Annotated in this window: 17 protein-coding genes; 11 read left to right on the forward strand and 6 right to left on the reverse strand. The window is 53.2% G+C overall.

Features of this window, described 5'->3' with window-relative positions; all coding sequences use genetic code 11:
- Window positions 1–11 precede the first annotated feature (11 nt).
- Entirely contained in the window at window positions 12–1,271 is a 1,260-nt protein-coding gene (murA, locus tag IM267_RS06030) for a UDP-N-acetylglucosamine 1-carboxyvinyltransferase (protein WP_006812128.1), read from the forward strand.
- Between the two features lie 63 nt (window positions 1,272–1,334).
- Here the strand turns inward: murA and sfsB are convergent, their stop codons facing one another.
- Both sfsB and ispB read right to left on the reverse strand, forming a co-directional pair.
- Window positions 1,335–1,622 (reverse strand): DNA-binding transcriptional regulator SfsB, encoded by a 288-nt coding sequence (gene sfsB / locus IM267_RS06035; protein WP_063451240.1) that lies wholly within the window; start codon window positions 1,620–1,622, stop codon window positions 1,335–1,337.
- 228 nt (window positions 1,623–1,850) lie between these two features.
- On the reverse strand, window positions 1,851–2,822 hold the full coding sequence (ispB, locus tag IM267_RS06040) for an octaprenyl diphosphate synthase (RefSeq protein WP_063451038.1): 972 nt from the start codon (window positions 2,820–2,822) through the stop codon (window positions 1,851–1,853).
- 257 nt (window positions 2,823–3,079) lie between these two features.
- Between ispB and rplU the strand changes: the two genes are divergently transcribed.
- The 4 genes from rplU to cgtA all read left to right on the forward strand — a co-directional run bounded on the left by rplU (window position 3,080) and on the right by cgtA (window position 5,920).
- Window positions 3,080–3,391, forward strand: a complete 312-nt coding sequence (rplU, locus tag IM267_RS06045; RefSeq protein ID WP_003025032.1) for a 50S ribosomal protein L21 — start codon at window positions 3,080–3,082, stop codon at window positions 3,389–3,391.
- A 19-nt stretch (window positions 3,392–3,410) separates the two neighbouring features.
- A complete protein-coding gene (gene rpmA, locus IM267_RS06050; RefSeq protein WP_003861831.1) occupies window positions 3,411–3,668 on the forward strand; it encodes a 50S ribosomal protein L27 in 258 nt (85 codons plus the stop codon).
- 95 nt (window positions 3,669–3,763) lie between these two features.
- Window positions 3,764–4,729 (forward strand): DMT family transporter, encoded by a 966-nt coding sequence (locus IM267_RS06055; RefSeq protein WP_193033006.1) that lies wholly within the window; start codon window positions 3,764–3,766, stop codon window positions 4,727–4,729.
- A 15-nt stretch (window positions 4,730–4,744) separates the two neighbouring features.
- Window positions 4,745–5,920, forward strand: a complete 1,176-nt coding sequence (cgtA, locus tag IM267_RS06060) for an Obg family GTPase CgtA (RefSeq protein WP_107533974.1) — start codon at window positions 4,745–4,747, stop codon at window positions 5,918–5,920.
- Window positions 5,921–5,951: 31 nt separating this feature from the next.
- On the opposite strand, the gene pmrB is transcribed toward cgtA, so the two are convergent.
- Entirely contained in the window at window positions 5,952–6,995 is a 1,044-nt protein-coding gene (pmrB, locus tag IM267_RS06065) for a two-component system sensor histidine kinase PmrB (protein WP_193033007.1), read from the reverse strand.
- Complete coding sequence (gene pmrA / locus IM267_RS06070) at window positions 6,992–7,654, reverse strand: two-component system response regulator PmrA (protein ID WP_193033008.1); 663 nt, start codon at window positions 7,652–7,654, stop codon at window positions 6,992–6,994. Before pmrA ends, pmrB begins: the two co-directional genes overlap by 4 nt.
- 212 nt (window positions 7,655–7,866) lie before the next feature.
- On the opposite strand from pmrA, the gene opgB reads away from it, so the two are divergent.
- The gene (gene opgB, locus IM267_RS06075) at window positions 7,867–10,185 is read left to right on the forward strand and encodes a phosphatidylglycerol--membrane-oligosaccharide glycerophosphotransferase (RefSeq protein WP_193033009.1); all 2,319 of its coding nucleotides are present in this window, start codon (window positions 7,867–7,869) and stop codon (window positions 10,183–10,185) included.
- Window positions 10,186–10,241: 56 nt separating this feature from the next.
- On the opposite strand, the gene dacB is transcribed toward opgB, so the two are convergent.
- Window positions 10,242–11,675, reverse strand: coding sequence for a serine-type D-Ala-D-Ala carboxypeptidase (gene dacB, locus IM267_RS06080; protein WP_193033010.1), 1,434 nt, complete (start codon window positions 11,673–11,675; stop codon window positions 10,242–10,244).
- Between the two features lie 228 nt (window positions 11,676–11,903).
- Here dacB and greA point away from each other — a divergent pair, with 228 nt between their 5' ends.
- Window positions 11,904–12,380 carry a transcription elongation factor GreA gene (gene greA, locus IM267_RS06085; RefSeq protein WP_014171793.1) on the forward strand — a complete coding sequence of 159 codons (477 nt, stop codon included), beginning with the start codon at window positions 11,904–11,906 and terminating at the stop codon, window positions 12,378–12,380.
- Between the two features lie 151 nt (window positions 12,381–12,531).
- Here greA and yhbY read toward each other — a convergent pair whose 3' ends face one another.
- Complete coding sequence (gene yhbY / locus IM267_RS06090) at window positions 12,532–12,825, reverse strand: ribosome assembly RNA-binding protein YhbY (protein WP_003861814.1); 294 nt, start codon at window positions 12,823–12,825, stop codon at window positions 12,532–12,534.
- Window positions 12,826–12,952: 127 nt separating this feature from the next.
- On the opposite strand from yhbY, the gene rlmE reads away from it, so the two are divergent.
- The 4 genes from rlmE (at window position 12,953) to glmM (ending at window position 17,894) form a co-directional block, all read left to right on the forward strand.
- The gene (rlmE, locus tag IM267_RS06095) at window positions 12,953–13,579 is read left to right on the forward strand and encodes a 23S rRNA (uridine(2552)-2'-O)-methyltransferase RlmE (RefSeq protein ID WP_003861812.1); all 627 of its coding nucleotides are present in this window, start codon (window positions 12,953–12,955) and stop codon (window positions 13,577–13,579) included.
- Between the two features lie 102 nt (window positions 13,580–13,681).
- Window positions 13,682–15,616, forward strand: coding sequence for an ATP-dependent zinc metalloprotease FtsH (ftsH, locus tag IM267_RS06100; RefSeq protein WP_003861810.1), 1,935 nt, complete (start codon window positions 13,682–13,684; stop codon window positions 15,614–15,616).
- Window positions 15,617–15,715: 99 nt separating this feature from the next.
- Window positions 15,716–16,564 carry a dihydropteroate synthase gene (gene folP / locus IM267_RS06105; RefSeq protein ID WP_063451045.1) on the forward strand — a complete coding sequence of 283 codons (849 nt, stop codon included), beginning with the start codon at window positions 15,716–15,718 and terminating at the stop codon, window positions 16,562–16,564.
- Window positions 16,557–17,894: a phosphoglucosamine mutase gene (glmM, locus tag IM267_RS06110; RefSeq protein ID WP_193033011.1), complete on the forward strand. Its 1,338-nt coding sequence runs from the start codon at window positions 16,557–16,559 to the stop codon at window positions 17,892–17,894. Before folP ends, glmM begins: the two co-directional genes overlap by 8 nt.
- Window positions 17,895–18,004: the final 110 nt, after the last annotated feature.

Consider the following 18,004-nt stretch of genomic DNA (forward strand, 5'->3'; position numbering starts at 1 on the left):
GAGAGCAAACAATGGATAAATTTCGTGTACAGGGACCCACGCGTCTCCAGGGCGAAGTCACAATTTCTGGCGCTAAAAACGCCGCGCTGCCCATTCTTTTCGCTGCGCTGCTCGCAGAAGAGCCGGTAGAGATCCAGAACGTACCGAAGCTGAAAGATATCGACACGACCATGAAGTTGCTCGGCCAGTTGGGCACCAAAGTGGAGCGTAACGGTTCCGTCTGGATCGATGCCAGCAACGTGAACAACTTCTCAGCACCGTATGAGCTGGTGAAAACCATGCGTGCTTCCATCTGGGCCCTTGGGCCGCTGGTGGCGCGTTTCGGTCAGGGTCAGGTTTCACTCCCGGGCGGATGCGCTATCGGCGCGCGTCCCGTCGACCTGCATATCTTTGGCCTGGAAAAGCTGGGCGCGGAGATCAAGCTGGAAGAAGGTTACGTGAAAGCGTCCGTCAATGGTCGTCTGAAAGGCGCGCACATTGTCATGGACAAAGTGAGCGTGGGCGCAACGGTGACCATCATGTCGGCTGCCACCCTGGCAGAAGGCACTACCATCATCGAAAACGCCGCGCGTGAACCGGAAATCGTGGACACCGCGAACTTCCTGGTCGCACTGGGTGCTAAGATCAGCGGGCAGGGCACGGACCGTATTACCATCGAAGGCGTTGAGCGTCTGGGTGGCGGCGTGTACCGCGTCCTGCCAGACCGTATCGAAACCGGGACCTTCCTGGTGGCGGCGGCCATTTCTGGCGGTAAGATTGTCTGCCGTAACGCACAGCCGGATACCCTGGATGCGGTGCTGGCGAAGCTGCGCGATGCGGGTGCGGACATTGAAATCGGTGAGGACTGGATAAGCCTGGATATGCACGGGCAGCGTCCTAAAGCCGTTAACGTGCGCACTGCGCCACACCCGGCCTTCCCGACGGATATGCAGGCGCAGTTCACGCTGCTGAACCTGGTGGCCGAAGGCACGGGCTTCATCACGGAAACCATCTTCGAAAACCGTTTCATGCATGTCCCGGAGCTGATCCGTATGGGTGCGCATGCTGAGATTGAAAGCAACACGGTCATCTGTCACGGCGTTGAAAAACTGTCCGGTGCGCAGGTGATGGCGACCGATCTGCGCGCGTCTGCGAGTCTGGTACTGGCAGGGTGTATTGCGGAAGGCACTACCGTTGTCGATCGTATCTACCACATTGATCGTGGTTACGAGCGCATTGAAGACAAACTGCGCGCGCTGGGTGCGAATATCGAGCGTGTGAAGGGCGAGTAATCGTTCCGGCACCCCCCTGCCAGAACAGGCCGGGGGATTGCTGTTCCTGTAAATCCCGGTGCATCAGTCCTGATGTGCTTTCTTCGTTTTGCTCTGACGCATCATGCGCGTTCTGTCGATAAATTCATGGGTAATGGGATCGTGGTAGCGTGACGGCCATATCACCCACGGATGCGTATCCAGCGCTCTCGCGATAATCAGCTCCCCCTTCGGCCATGGGCGGGTCAGTGCATTTGCCAGCGTCGACGAGCTCAACCCGTTGCGACGTGATTCGGCAGCCAGCGATGTCCCTTTTTTACGCAGTGCCGCAATAATGTCAGCAGAATGCCAGTCGATGAATTTTGTATCCATAATGCTGTCCTTGTGTTCGTTATCGTCCACGCCTTTTCGTGTGAAAAGACAGCATTACTATACTCACTTAGAACATCTGTTCTAAAAAGTTCATGTTACGAGAAGCAATATTCAGAATAAGGCATGGCTTTATACATGCGGCCTGTAACCTGATGAGCTTACACGGAAATGTAATTTACTGGCGCGTACTGGAATCTCCCTGCGGAGCGCAGGGAGACGAGGAGGGGATTAACGATCGCGCTGGACGGCGATGTGCGCGAGGCCGATTAGCGCATCACGCCATGGGCTGTCAGGAATGACCTGAATGGCGGCGATGGCTTTGTCTGCTTCTTCTTCTGCACGCTGACGCGTCCATTCCAGGGAGCCACAGACTGCCATTGTTTCCAGTACCGGTTCCAGAAGATGGCGACCATTTCCCTGCTCGATAGCTTCACGGATCATTTTCGCCTGATCCGGTGTGCCATTGTGCATCGCGTGGAGCAGCGGCAGCGTTGGCTTGCCTTCGTTCAGGTCATCACCGACGTTTTTACCGAGCGTTTCGCCATCCGCGCTGTAGTCCAGCAAATCATCAATCAGCTGGAATGCGGTACCGAGATAGCGGCCATAGTCCTGAAGCCCTTTTTCCTGCGCTTCGCTACAGCCTGCCAGAATCCCGGAGCACTGCGCGGCGGCTTCAAACAGACGTGCGGTCTTGCTGTAAATCACCCGCATGTAGTTTTCTTCGGTGATGTCCGGGTCGTTAACGTTCATCAACTGTAGGACTTCGCCTTCAGCGATAACGTTCACCGCTTCTGACATCACTTCCAGCACCTTCAGCGAGCCAAGGCTGGTCATCATCTGGAAAGCGCGGGTATAGATAAAATCCCCGACCAGAACGCTTGCTGCATTACCAAACGCGGCGTTGGCGGTGGCTTTACCCCGACGCATGTCTGATTCATCCACAACATCGTCGTGAAGCAGGGTGGCGGTGTGGATAAATTCGATCAGCGCCGCGATTGTGACGTGGGCGTTCCCCTGATAGCCAACCGCGCGTGCGGCCAGAATGGCAATCATTGGACGAATACGTTTACCGCCGCCGCTGACGATGTAATAGCCCAACTGATTGATCAGCTGAACGTCAGAGTTGAGTTGCTCCAGGATTGCTGCATTCACACCCGCCATATCTTGCGCGGTTAACTCATTGATTTTTTCTAAATTCATCGCAAAAGCCGGGCTTTTTATCCTGTTTATCCCACACGAGATGGGTACACAAAGGGTTTCGGTTTATAAATAGTATTGCTGATTGTACTGAAAAAACGGCTCAGATAAACGTTACCGTACGTGTTGTGTTTTTTTTCTTCATGTATTGATGGTAGCACTTGTCAAAGGCTCGCGTTTTGCGTAATATTCGCGCCCTATTGTGAATATTTATAGCGCACTCTGAATCATACGAGGATGTGCGCGGAAGCGGAGTTTATATGTACGCGGTTTTCCAAAGTGGTGGTAAACAACACCGAGTAAGCGAAGGTCAGACCGTTCGCCTGGAAAAGCTGGACATCGCAACTGGCGAATCTGTTGAGTTCGCAGAAGTTCTGATGATCGCAAACGGTGAAGAAGTCAAAATCGGCGTTCCTTTCGTTGATGGCGGCGTTATCAAAGCTGAAGTTGTTGCTCACGGTCGTGGCGAGAAAGTTAAAATCGTTAAGTTTCGTCGTCGTAAACACTATCGTAAGCAGCAGGGCCACCGTCAGTGGTTCACTGATGTGAAAATTACTGGCATCAGCGCCTAAGACCTGAGGAGAGATTTAAATGGCACATAAAAAGGCTGGCGGCTCCACACGTAACGGTCGCGATTCAGAAGCTAAACGCCTGGGCGTTAAGCGTTTCGGTGGCGAATCCGTTCTGGCGGGTAGCATCATCGTTCGTCAGCGTGGCACCAAGTTCCACGCGGGTACCAACGTAGGTTGCGGTCGTGACCACACTCTGTTTGCTAAAGCAGACGGTAAAGTGAAATTTGAAGTTAAAGGCCCGAACAACCGTAAATACATCAGCATCGTTGCTGAGTAAGGTTTTCTCGGTCCGGTAACGGATTAAAGCCCCGCAACGTGTTGCGGGGCTTTTTACATTGGAAACCCGGAAAATTTTCTGTAGGGAAAACGGGCATGAAGCAGCAGGCCGGCATTGGTATTCTTTTGGCGCTCACTACCGCAATGTGCTGGGGTGCACTGCCAATTGCAATGAAGCAGGTACTGGAAGTGATGGAACCGCCTACGGTGGTGTTTTATCGCTTCCTGATGGCAAGCATTGGCCTGGGCGCCATTCTGGCCGTCAAAGGTAAGCTGCCACCGCTGCGCATCTTCCGAAAACCGCGCTGGCTGGTATTACTGGCTATCGCGACGGGCGGTCTGTTCGGGAACTTCATTCTGTTCAGCTCCTCCCTGCAATATCTTAGCCCTACAGCCTCGCAGGTGATTGGGCAACTTTCACCGGTCGGCATGATGGTCGCCAGCGTCTTTATCCTTAAGGAGAAGATGCGCGGCACGCAGATCATCGGGGCAAGCATGCTGCTTTGCGGTCTGGTGATGTTCTTTAACACCAGCCTGATCGAGATTTTTACCCGCCTGACGGATTACACCTGGGGTGTCATTTTCGGGGTGGGTGCAGCAACGGTCTGGGTGAGTTATGGCGTCGCGCAAAAGGTGTTATTGCGCCGTCTTGCCTCACAGCAGATCCTCTTTTTGCTGTACACTTTGTGTACACTGGCATTATTGCCGTTAGCGAGGCCGGGTGTGATTACCCAGCTCAGCGACTGGCAACTGGCGTGCCTCATTTTTTGTGGGCTGAATACGCTGGTTGGTTATGGCGCGCTGGCGGAAGCCATGGCGCGCTGGCAGGCAGCACAGGTGAGCGCCCTAATCACGCTTACCCCGCTGTTTACGCTGTTATTTTCAGATTTGTTATCAATGGCCTGGCCCGATGTCTTCGTCAAGCCGATGCTCAACCTGTTGGGTTATCTCGGTGCGTTTGTCGTGGTTGCGGGCGCGATGTATTCCGCCATTGGTCATCGTCTCTGGGGACGTTGGCGCAAAAATGAAGCGGTTGTAATAGTCCCCCGCTCAGGCGAATGAGTTACGGAGAGTAAAATGAAGTTTGTTGATGAAGCGACGATTCTGGTCGTGGCAGGTGATGGCGGTAACGGTTGTGTAAGCTTCCGCCGTGAAAAGTATATTCCTCGTGGCGGTCCTGACGGCGGTGACGGCGGTGACGGCGGTGACGTGTGGCTGGAGGCGGATGAAAACCTCAACACGCTGATCGACTACCGTTTCGAAAAATCTTTCCGCGCCGAGCGTGGCCAGAACGGCCAGAGCCGCGACTGTACCGGTAAACGCGGTAAAGACGTGACGATCAAAGTGCCGGTGGGTACGCGTGTCATCGATCAGGGCACGGGCGAAACCATGGGTGATATGACCAAACACGGTCAGCGCCTGATGGTGGCGAAAGGCGGCTGGCACGGTCTGGGTAACAGCCGTTTCAAATCGTCCGTTAACCGTACTCCGCGTCAGAAAACGATGGGTACCCCGGGCGATAAGCGCGACCTGCAACTTGAACTGATGCTGTTGGCAGACGTAGGTATGCTGGGTATGCCAAACGCCGGTAAATCAACGTTTATCCGTGCAGTGTCTGCGGCGAAACCAAAAGTGGCGGACTATCCGTTCACTACGCTGGTGCCGAGCCTGGGCGTTGTCCGTATGGATAACGAAAAGAGCTTTGTGGTAGCTGACATCCCTGGTCTGATTGAAGGGGCGGCAGAAGGCGCCGGTCTGGGTATTCGCTTCCTGAAGCACCTTGAGCGTTGCCGCGTACTGTTGCACCTCATCGACATCGATCCGATCGACGGTTCCGATCCGGTTGAAAACGCCCGTATCATTATCGGCGAGCTGGAAAAATACAGTGAAAAACTGGCGGAAAAACCACGCTGGCTGGTGTTCAACAAGATCGACCTGATGGACAAAGCGGAAGCCGAAGCGAAGGCAAAAGCGATTGCCGAAGCGATGGGCTGGGAAGATAAGTACTATCTGATCTCTGCCGCCAGCCAGGTTGGCGTGAAAGAACTCTGCTGGGATGTAATGACCTTTATCATCGAGAATCCGATTGTTCAGGCAGAAGAAGCGAAACAGCCTGAAAAAGTCGAATTCATGTGGGATGACTACCACCGCCAGCAGCTCGAAGAGCTGGAAGCGGAAGAGGATGATGAAGACTGGGACGATGACTGGGATGAAGACGACGAAGAAGGCGTCGAGTTCATTTACAAGCACTAAGCCCTGCATAAAGCCCCTTACGGGGCTTTTTTTATCCTATCTTCGCGGGTAGCCAGCAGCTGGCGATTAAGCCGCCCTCAGCACCGTTCTCCAGCGTTAAATGACCATGATGGAGCTGCACGATACGCTGTACAATGCTCAGCCCAAGGCCGCTGCCACCGTAGCGCTGGTCGAGACGCCGGAAAGGTTCAGTAATCGACTGTCGGTGCGCCTCATCAATACCCGGCCCCTGATCGGTAACGCTGACCCGGGTACCGCCTTCCATCGCCGTTAATGCCACTTCAATGGTTGTGCCTGCCGGGCTGTAGCGGGCGGCATTCTCCAGAAGGTTCCTTAACATCAGACGTAACAGAACGGCATCTCCCTGCACCGTCAGCGTGCTTTCAGCAGGCCATATCACCGTATGCTCTTTAGCTTCATGCTCCAGTCTGAGCGGGGCAATGATAGTTTCTGTCCAGTTCACGGTATCGTAATGGCCGCTGGCCATCGCCTGGCCGGCACGCGCCAGCATCAGCAGCTGTTCTACCGTATGCATCAGCTGGTCGATACGGCTTATGAGTGGCGTGGCCTGCGGAGAACCGGACTGGGCCATCAGTTCCAGATGAAGCCTGATCCCCGCAAGCGGCGTTCGTAACTCGTGCGCCGCATCGGCGGTGAACAGGCGTTCCTGCTGGATAGTGTGGTCCAGCCGGGCGAGCAGTTGATTGAGCGACGCGGTTACTGCGCCTATCTCTTCCATATCCGAATACATCGGCAGGGGAGTCAGATTATCCGCCGAGCGGTTCGCAAGGCTGGCGCGAAGTTTGTTGAGTGGCCGGGTGATCCAGGTGACTGCCCAGAATGAGAAAAACAGGGTAAAACCGACCATCACCAGAGAAGGGACCAGCAGAGAGGCAATGGCTTCGCGGATCTCTTTTTCAACATGGTTGTTGCGCGCTTTTGCAGACAACGTTTCGTTCACCAGAAAACCGATTTGCTCGCGGCTCTCATGCCACAGCCACACCACGCTAATCAGTTGAAAAAAGAGCAGTATCACCGCCAGCAACACCATTAATCGCCGGCGCATACTGTTCATTTCTGGCTCTCCAGACGGTAACCCACGCCGCGTACGGTTTTGATACGATCTTTACCGAGCTTGCGCCGCAGATTATGAATGTGCACTTCAAGCGTGTTTGAACCCGGATCGTCCTGCCAGGAGTAGATGTCCTGTTGCAGCGTCTCACGATGCACGGTATGCCCGCTGCGCATGATCAGGCGCGTTAGCAGAGCGAACTCTTTTGGCGTCACTTCCACAGGCTGAGACTGGCGAAGCACCTGCTGGGTTTGCAGATTAAGGGTGATATCCCCGTCCGTCAGCAGGTTGTCGCTGTGGCCCTGATAGCGCCGAATCAGTGCCCGTACGCGCGCCTGTAGCTCGGCAAGGGCGAAGGGTTTTACCAGATAATCGTCAGCCCCGGAATCCAGCCCGTTAATTCTGTCTTCAATGGCATCGCGGGCGGTAAGAATCAATACGGGATTCTCGACTCCGCGACGACGCCACTGGCAGAGCAGCGTCGCGCCGTCTTTATCTGGCAGGCCCAAGTCCAGGATCACCAGGCTGTATTCTCCGCTCTGGATCAGGGCTTCTGCTTCAGCGGCCGTGGCGGCACGGTCAAGCGCATAGCCTTCATTAGCCATCGCGAGCGCAAGCCCTTCCTGTAATAACAAATCGTCTTCAACGATAAGGAGTTTCATCTCTGTTCTTCCGAGCCCGTGTCCTTTTACTGAAATGATTATGGCAGAAAGCAAGGTTCAGGCGTACTCCCTTATCCTCTGCGGTTTGTAATCCTTAATATATTCCTAATTAAATTTTATTAAATAGGGAGAACTTATAGCAAAAGTTATAATGCTGCTCTTGTACTCATCACGTCTCTGCCACTGACGTCTTATAATCAACGAGTAAGAGAATGGATTCACTCTATTTATTAATCTTTTCAGTGAGTTGCATGGTTTTTGCAACAGCGTTGTATCGGTTTAAATCTTATCAAAACGCTTATCTGTCCCTGTTCATATTCGTTATGACCGTCGGTTCGGTATTTCTGGATGGCTTTTGGGTTGTCTGCCAGTATTTTACCGGCGATGGTGTTAATGAATCTGTGCTTTACACGCTAACGACAACGATGGAAGGCGGTGAAATAAGTGATTACATCTGGCCATCTTTATTTGCATTAGTCTTATGTGCAGTGATTATTGTTATCATCCATCGTATTCTCTTTCGTGGTCAATCAGACGGTAAGCAAAGCTGGATATTTACGTTATTTTCTGTTTGCTGTAGCGCCCTCGCGCTGTTTATCTCACCGGCGTTCTCTCAGCTTAGCGGTAATACGCTCATGACGACGAAAATAGATGGTTCGGACTTTAATCAGTACTATTTTAATCAACCCGGCATTATTGAAAATCCAAAATATAATTTAGTCTATATCTATGGCGAAAGTCTGGAGCGGACCTATTTTGATCAACATGTTTTTCCCAATCTGCTTCCTGATTTGGATAAACATAGGTCCATGAGCTTGGACTTTTCTAATACTTTTCAAATGCCCGCCACCGATTTCACCATTGCGGGGATTGTAGCCTCGCAGTGCGGATTACCACTCTTTAAGCCCACTGCGTTTAATGGCCAGAATACGGTGACGAGCTTTTATCCTGAGAGCAAATGTCTGGGTGATATACTCAGCGAGTCAGGATATGAAACCTATTTCTACCAGGGGGCCAACCTTCACTTCGCGGATAAAGATGCCTTCTTTAAAGTGCATGGCATTAAGCATGCCTGGGGGTTAACCGAATCGGGGCTTAAGGATAATTTTGATGTGCAGAATAACTGGGGCCTGTATGACAGTGTTGTTATGGATAAAGCCTGGGAAAAGTTCAGTGAACTGTCCTCCTCGGGGCAGCGTTTTGCGCTTTTTGCACTCACGGTCGATACGCATCCTCCAAGAGGCTACATTTCTCCAGGATGTCGTCAGAACAGTTATTCCATCGAAGGCCATAAGGTTGATGCGCTAAGTGCCGTATTGTGTAGTCAGGAAAATATTGCACGCTTTGTACAGCGGATCCAGTCTTCGCCCTGGGCCAACAATACGATCGTTGTGCTTTCGTCGGATCACCTGGCAATGCCCAGCACGACGGTTTCCGTGGACTATCTTAATAAGCTTGAACGTCGGGATCTGTTTTTTGTGCTTGGACCAAAGATAAAAGCCGAAATTAAGTCGCAGCCAAGGAGCACGCTTGATAATGGCGCGACAGTCCTGGACCTGCTCGGTGGTGGAACGAAAATAGGCCTAGGACGAAGCTCCGCCAGTGAAAAATCGCTCACCGAAACTATACCGGAATTTAAGAATAAACTTTATGCCTGGGGGGGCAGCATTCGAGGCCTGTGGGGGATCCCGGATCGCATCGATCGTTTTACGCTGGATACGCGTAAGAATGAGATTTCATTTAGCGGTCACACCTATAGTTTGCCGATTTTGATTGATATAAAACCGAATGAGGTATTACCGGTTATTGACGATAGCAGCAGAACTCTATCGCTAAGACAATCCCTGGCATTTTTACCCGAAGGCGAACGTTTCCTGTGGGTCGATAAATGTTTTCGCCCCGCAACGCTGTGGCGTAACGATCTTTCGCTTTCTGAAAAATGGTGCGTCACGCAAGGCAAAGCCGGGGGAAAGGTGACAGTCGAGGAGGTAATGGATGAACAATACGAGGGCAACGTTAGCAGTGATGATGGTCCCACGAATTCAGCGACGTATCAGCGTGAGCAAGGGCTGCTGAAGATGAATCCCGATGAGATCCGTTATGTTTCAGATACCTTCAAGTTCAACCTCGACGGGCTACCTCTTTTCATCGAAAACGTGATGGGGCTAGGACGACAGGAGCCCTGGGGACGATGGTCAGATGCACTGACGTCGCCGTCGATATTGTTGCTGTATAAAGCCCCGTTTGTGCCCGAATTTGACGTTGAGATTGAAGCAAAAGCGTATGGCAAAAATATTGATGCACCGGTAGCGGTGAAAATCGGCGAGCAGACGCAGTATGTGCGCTTCGGTGAAAAGCCGACCCGCGTTACGCTTCGCTTTAAAGGGGATTCATACTCGCGTTTAATTATGATTACTCCGCCTGAGCCGACGCTCAGCCGTGAAGGCAGCGTATTGGGGCAAATGTACACCTCCCCGGCCAGAAAGATAGGTATCGGTCTCATTGAGGTGAAAGTCGTGCCTGTGATTTAGACCAACAAGAAATAGTGCGAGGCGGTGGCCTGCCTGGGAGCAGGCCACCGTGAACATCAGTTGTTTTGATAGATGTCCTTATAGAGCCTGCTTTCGAAACGCACCAGTGGAATACGACGATTGCGCTGGTCGGCCGGTTCGACGGCATACCCGGAGAGATACTGCACAAATGCCATGCGTTGCCCGCTGGCTGTCGTGATGAAACCGGCAAGGTTGTAAACACCCTGCAAGGAACCCGTTTTGGCTGACACTTTGCCGTCCACGCCCGCAGCGTGAAGCCCCGCGCGATACTGAAGTGAACCGTCGTGCCCGGCCAGCGGCAGCATCGTGATAAAGTTTAGCTCAGCGTCATGCTGAGCGATGTACTGCAATACCTGCATCATGGTTGCCGGCGAGATCAGGTTATGGCGCGATAAACCGGAACCATCGACGGCGATCGTATTGCCCAGATCGATACCCGCCTGCTGGCGCAGGATCTGACGTACGGCGTCAGAACCGGCCCGCCAGGTGCCCGGCACGCCAAAGCGCGCGTGCCCAATCATGCGGAACACCGTGTCGGCAATCATGTTATCCGACTTTTTCAGCATAATCTTAAGCAAATCATGCAGTGGCGCAGACTGTTTGCTGGCGATCACCGTGCCTGGCTCATTCACCTGCGTCTGGCGCAACAGCGTTCCGGTGTAGGTGATACCCGCCTGCTTCAGTTCGTCTTTGAAAATGGCCCCGGCATAGCCCGCGCCGTCCTGAATGGCGAAGGCCAGCGGCAGCGGGTCAGCCCGCTGGGTCAGGCAGCCGGTGAGCGTATAGCGGTTGAGATCGCCCGGTACCACGTCCAGCTCGCAATACTGCGCCTCCGGGGAGCCTTTCGCCAGCGTCCGTACCTGGCTGAACATCGTGACCGGGTAGTAAGAGGCAACGCGGATAAACGCTAAGTCATTGGGCTTAGGCGCGCTGTAAAGCGAAACGGAGAAGCAGTTACGGTCGACGATTGCGGCGGCTGGCGGGGCGCTAAAGCACTGCGTCATGTCATTCCACGGCCAGCCGGGCGCTTTATCGTGGCTGGCGAAAATGGAGGTGTCGATCAGGACGTTACCGTCGATTTTTGTCACGCCGGATTTTTTTAGCGCCGCTACCATGTTGCGGACATCCTGGCGCTTAAAGGTGGGATCGCCACCAAAACGGGCGATAAGATCGCCTTTTAGTTCGCCACCCGAGACGTTACCTTTGGTTTCAAGGGTGGTGGTAAAACGGAAGTCAGGCCCGAGCTGGAGCAGGGCGGCGAGGGCAGTGATCACCTTCTGGGTACTCGCAGGCAGCGCCATCTGTTGACTGTGATAGTCAATCTGGGGGGCCTGCGCGCCAACCTTCTGCACCATCAGGGCAAGGTTCGCGCCGGCGGGCAGCTGATTAATGTACTCATCAACATTCGCGGCCTGAACGGTGAACGTTATACTGGTGGTCAATCCGATGATAAAACTGGAAAATCGCATAATCTCGCGCTAACAACCCGAAAACAAACCGTCATACTACGGTGCATGGCACTGTAAAGTAAACGATGACCCATAGTGAACTTCGCGGTAAAATGCGTATCAAATTGAAAAATTGCTGCTGACCTGGGGCGTAGCTCCCGGGTCGGTTTTCTTTTTGCTTCTGGCCTGTTCAGGTGGGCTGGAGCAGGGAACACTGCTCCCAACAGGAATGTTTAAGAGGTATAACAAATGCAAGCTATTCCGATGACCTTACGTGGTGCCGAAAAACTGCGCGAAGAGCTGGATTTTTTGAAATCCGTACGTCGCCCTGAAATCATCGCCGCTATCGCGGATGCGCGTGAGCATGGCGACCTGAAAGAGAATGCTGAATACCACGCGGCGCGTGAGCAGCAGGGCTTCTGCGAGGGGCGCATCAAAGATATCGAAGCGAAACTGTCCAATGCGCAGGTTATCGATATCACTAAAATGCCCAACAACGGTCGCGTGATCTTCGGCTCTACCGTCACCGTCCTGAATCTGGACAACGACGAAGAGCAAACCTACCGCATCGTGGGTGATGACGAAGCGGACTTCAAACAGAACCTGATTTCGGTGAACTCCCCGATTGCTCGCGGCCTGATTGGCAAAGAGCAGGACGATGTTGTGACAATCCGCACCCCGGGCGGCGAAGTGGAATACGAAATTATTAAGGTTGAATACCTGTAATTCGCTTCTCTTCTAAGATGTTGATACATTGTAAAGAAAAGAAAAAGGCCGCATAGCGGCCTTTTAACAACTCAAGGAGCATGGCATTTTGCTCGCCTGCTGAAAGAAATCCCTCGTTTCACACAGAAAATGTGATTGATTCAGGATATCCTTAACGTGGCAGCGAGATTTTACGCTCTTTAGATGGGCGATAGAGCACCAGCGTTTTACCGATGACCTGTACATTACAGGCGCCGGTTTCGCGCACGATGGCTTCCACGATCAGGTTTTTAGTGTCTCTGTCTTCAGAGGCGATTTTCACCTTGATCAGCTCGTGGTGTTCCAGCGCTTGTTCAATCTCGGCAAGCACCCCTTCGGTCAAACCATTGTTGCCAAGCATCACTACAGGCTTGAGCGGATGTGCCAGACCTTTAAGGTGCTGTTTTTGTTTAGTACTCAGATTCATCGTATATTTTTGCTTACGTTGGGATTGAAAACGGTTCATTCTACCGCCATCTCCCTAATATCGCCAAATAGCTGCGTAGAAATTTACGTCACAGGCAAGCAACGATGAACCAGGACGGAAATGTTAAATGACAGGTAAAAAGCGTTCTGCCAGCTCCAGCCGCTGGCTTCAGGAACACTTTAGCGATAAATATGTTCAACAGGCGCAGAAAAAGGGGTTGCGTTCCCGCGCCTGGTTTAAACTTGATGAAATACAGCAAAGTGACAAACTTTTTAAACCGGGAATGACGGTAGTCGACCTCGGTGCGGCACCTGGCGGATGGTCCCAGTATGCGGTTACGCAGATCGGCGGAACGGGACGAATCATCGCATGCGATCTTTTACCAATGGATCCCATCGTTGGTGTCGACTTCCTTCAGGGCGACTTTCGTGATGAATTAGTGCTTAAAGCATTACTTGATCGTGTTGGTGACAGCAAGGTCCAGGTTGTCATGTCGGATATGGCACCAAATATGTGCGGAACACCGGCGGTGGATATCCCCCGCGCCATGTATCTGGTGGAGCTAGCGTTAGAAATGTGTCGTGATGTACTAGCGCCTGGTGGTAGTTTTGTTGTGAAGGTGTTTCAGGGCGAAGGTTTCGAGGAGTATCTTAAGGAAATTCGCTCCCTGTTTGCGAAGGTCAAAGTTCGTAAGCCGGACTCTTCCCGGGCCCGTTCCCGTGAAGTGTATATTGTAGCGACCGGGCGAAAATGATAACCGGGAGATTTCAGACGAAAGTTTGAATGAAACTGGATATAGAGTATCCTGACGCTGTTTTTAACACAGTTGTAATGTGAGGTTAATCCCTTGAGTGACATGGCGAAAAACCTAATACTCTGGCTGGTCATTGCCGTTGTGCTGATGTCAGTATTCCAGAGCTTTGGGCCCAGCGAGTCGAATGGCCGCAAGGTGGATTATTCTACCTTCCTGCAAGAGGTCAATCAGGACCAGGTTCGCGAAGCGCGTATCAACGGACGTGAGATCAACGTTACCAAGAAAGATAGTAACCGTTACACGACTTACATCCCGGTGAACGATCCTAAGCTGCTTGATAACCTTCTGACCAAAAACGTCAAAGTGGTAGGCGAGCCGCCAGAAGAACCAAGCCTGCTGGCTTCTATCTTCATTTCCTGGTTCCCGATGCTGCTTCTTATTGGCGTCTGGATCTTCTTTATGCGCCAGATGCAGGGCGGCGGTGGCAAAGGTGCCATGTCGTTCGGTAAGAGCAAGGCGCGTATGCTAACGGAAGACCAGATCAAGACCACCTTTGCTGACGTTGCAGGCTGTGACGAAGCGAAAGAAGAGGTCGGTGAACTGGTTGAATACCTGCGCGAGCCGAGCCGTTTCCAGAAACTGGGCGGTAAGATCCCGAAAGGCGTCCTGATGGTCGGCCCTCCGGGTACCGGTAAAACCCTTTTGGCGAAAGCCATTGCGGGTGAAGCGAAGGTGCCCTTCTTTACTATTTCAGGTTCTGACTTCGTTGAAATGTTCGTGGGTGTCGGTGCATCTCGTGTGCGTGACATGTTCGAGCAGGCCAAGAAAGCAGCACCGTGCATCATCTTCATCGATGAAATCGACGCCGTAGGCCGCCAGCGTGGCGCAGGCCTGGGTGGTGGTCACGATGAACGTGAGCAGACCCTGAACCAGATGCTGGTTGAGATGGACGGCTTCGAAGGTAACGAAGGTATTATCGTTATCGCGGCAACTAACCGTCCGGACGTCCTCGACCCTGCGCTGCTGCGTCCAGGTCGTTTCGACCGTCAGGTTGTGGTCGGTCTGCCGGATGTTCGTGGTCGTGAACAGATTCTGAAAGTGCACATGCGTCGCGTACCGCTGGCGCCAGATATCGACGCGGCCATCATTGCGCGCGGTACTCCAGGCTTCTCCGGTGCAGACCTGGCTAACCTGGTCAACGAAGCTGCACTGTTCGCCGCTCGCGGTAACAAGCGCGTGGTGTCCATGGTGGAGTTCGAGAAAGCGAAAGACAAAATCATGATGGGTGCGGAACGTCGCTCCATGGTGATGACGGAAGCGCAGAAAGAGTCCACGGCGTATCACGAAGCAGGTCACGCGATTATTGGCCGCCTGGTGCCGGAACACGATCCGGTACACAAGGTAACGATTATTCCGCGCGGTCGTGCACTGGGTGTGACCTTCTTCCTGCCTGAAGGCGACGCGATCAGCGCCAGCCGTCAGAAGCTGGAAAGCCAGATTTCAACCCTGTACGGGGGTCGTCTGGCGGAAGAGATTATCTACGGTGCGGAACATGTTTCCACCGGTGCGTCGAACGACATTAAAGTGGCGACAAACCTGGCGCGTAACATGGTGACGCAGTGGGGCTTCTCCGACAAACTCGGTCCGCTGCTGTATGCAGAGGAAGAGGGCGAAGTGTTCCTGGGCCGCTCTGTGGCGAAAGCGAAACATATGTCCGATGAAACGGCACGTATCATCGACCAGGAAGTGAAAGCGCTGATTGAGCGTAACTACGCTCGCGCCCGTCAGATCCTGAACGACAATATGGACATCCTGCATTCGATGAAAGATGCGCTCATGAAATATGAGACCATCGATGCTCCGCAGATTGACGACCTGATGGCTCGCCGCGAAGTGCGTCCGCCAGCAGGCTGGGAAGACCCAGGTGCGTCTAACAATTCTGACAACAATGGCACCCCGCGTGCGCCGCGTCCGGTCGATGAACCGCGTACGCCAAACCCGGGCAACACCATGTCAGAGCAGTTGGGCGACAAGTAAGTCACTGCTGTTGAAGCGTTTGTCTGTACCTCAAACCCTGGAGCTTGCTCCGGGGTTTTTTCTTATCTGTTTAACCATATTAATTCCAGGGAATTCACCATGAAACTCTTCGCCCAGGACTCGCATCTCGACCTTTCACATCCGCATGTGATGGGGATCCTGAACGTCACGCCTGATTCCTTCTCTGACGGCGGCACGCATAACTCGCTCATCGACGCGGTTAAGCACGCGAATTTAATGATCAACGCGGGTGCTACCATCATTGACGTTGGCGGGGAATCAACGCGGCCTGGCGCGGCGGACGTTTCGGTGGAAGAAGAGCTGGCGCGCGTGGTGCCGGTGGTGGAAGCTATCGCCCAGCGCTTTGAAGTGTGGATCTCCGTGGATACCTCTAAACCCGAAGTGATCCGTGAAGTGGCGAGAGTGGGCGCTCACATTATCAATGATATTCGTTCGCTGACCGAGCCGGGCGCGATTGAAGCCGCCGCGGAAACCGGGCTACCGGTGTGTCTGATGCATATGCAGGGCCAGCCGAAGACAATGCAGGAGGCACCAAAGTATGAAGATGTGTTTGCTGACGTCAGCCGCTTCTTTATTGAGCATATCGAACGTTGTGAACGTGCGGGTATCGCAAAAGAGAAATTGCTGCTCGACCCGGGCTTCGGTTTCGGTAAAAATCTCTCCCACAATTACGCGTTGCTTGCGCGCTTATCAGAATTTCATCAGTTCGGCCTGCCACTGCTGGTGGGAATGTCGAGAAAATCGATGATTGGTCAGTTACTGAATGTTGGGCCGAGCGAACGTCTGAGCGGCAGTCTGGCCTGCGCGGTGATTGCCGCGATGCAAGGTGCACACATCATTCGTGTCCATGACGTAAAAGAAACAGTAGAAGCCATGCGTGTGGTGGAAGCCACACTGGCAGCGAAGGAAAACAAACGCTATGAGTAATCGTAAATATTTTGGTACCGATGGCATCCGTGGGCGCGTAGGCGATGCGCCAATTACCCCTGACTTTGTCCTGAAGCTCGGCTGGGCGGCGGGTAAGGTACTGGCGCGTCATGGATCCCGTAAGATCATTATTGGGAAAGACACCCGTATTTCGGGTTATATGCTGGAGTCCGCGCTGGAAGCCGGGCTGGCGGCGGCGGGGCTTTCAGCTTCCTTTACGGGTCCAATGCCGACCCCTGCTGTTGCCTATCTGACCCGCACCTTCCGTGCGGAAGCGGGTATCGTCATTTCAGCTTCTCATAACCCGTTTTATGACAACGGTATCAAATTCTTCTCCATCGACGGCACCAAGCTGCCGGATGACGTAGAAGAGGCGATTGAAGCGGAAATGGAAAAAGAGATCACCTGCGTCGACTCCGCTGAGCTGGGTAAAGCAAACCGTATCGTCGATGCCGCAGGCCGCTACATTGAATTCTGCAAAGGCACTTTCCCGAATGAACTGAGTCTGGCACACCTTAAAATTGTGGTGGACTGTGCAAACGGTGCGACTTACCACATTGCGCCGAATGTTTTCCGCGAGCTGGGCGCGAAAGTGATCACCATCGGCTGCGAGCCGGACGGGCTAAACATCAACGAAGAAGTCGGGGCGACAGACGTGCGTGCCTTGCAGGCGCGCGTGCTGGCTGAAAAAGCCGATCTGGGTATCGCCCTGGACGGCGACGGCGACCGCGTGATCATGGTTGACCACGAAGGTAACAAGGTCGATGGCGATCAGATCCTCTACATCATTGCCCGTGAAGGCCTGCGTCAGGGCCAACTGCGTGGCGGTGCGGTGGGCACGCTGATGAGCAATATGGGTCTGGAGCTGGCGCTGAAACAGCTGGGTATTCCGTTTGTGCGCGCGAAAGTGGGCGACCGCTACGTGCTGGAAAAATTGCAGGAGAAAGGCTGGCGTATTGGCGCGGAAAACTCCGGCCACGTGATCCTGCTCGATAAAACCACCACCGGTGACGGCATTGTGGCGGCGCTTCAGGTGGTTGCCGCGATGGCGCGTAACCACATGAGTCTGCACGATCTTTGCAGCGGCATGAAAATGTTCCCGCAGATCCTGGTGAACGTGCGTTTCACTGCCGGTAAAGGCGATCCGCTGGAAAATGATAACGTGAAAGCGGTAATGGCAGAGGTTGAAGCTGCGCTTGGCAGCCGCGGTCGCGTCCTGCTGCGTAAGTCAGGTACTGAACCATTGATCCGCGTAATGGTGGAAGGTGAGGATGAAGCGCAGGTGACCGAATTTGCGCATCGAATCGCAGATGCGGTGAAAGCGGCGTAATCAGGCGACTGAGCACGTTTAAAAGAGGGCGACACGATTCGCCCTTTTTTACTTACATATAGTTATTTAATATATGATTAATTTAATAAATACATCACGCAGGTAAATAT

The organism is Enterobacter cloacae complex sp. P15RS (assembly GCF_014895905.1).
Taxonomy (GTDB): Bacteria; Pseudomonadota; Gammaproteobacteria; order Enterobacterales; family Enterobacteriaceae; genus Enterobacter; species Enterobacter quasihormaechei.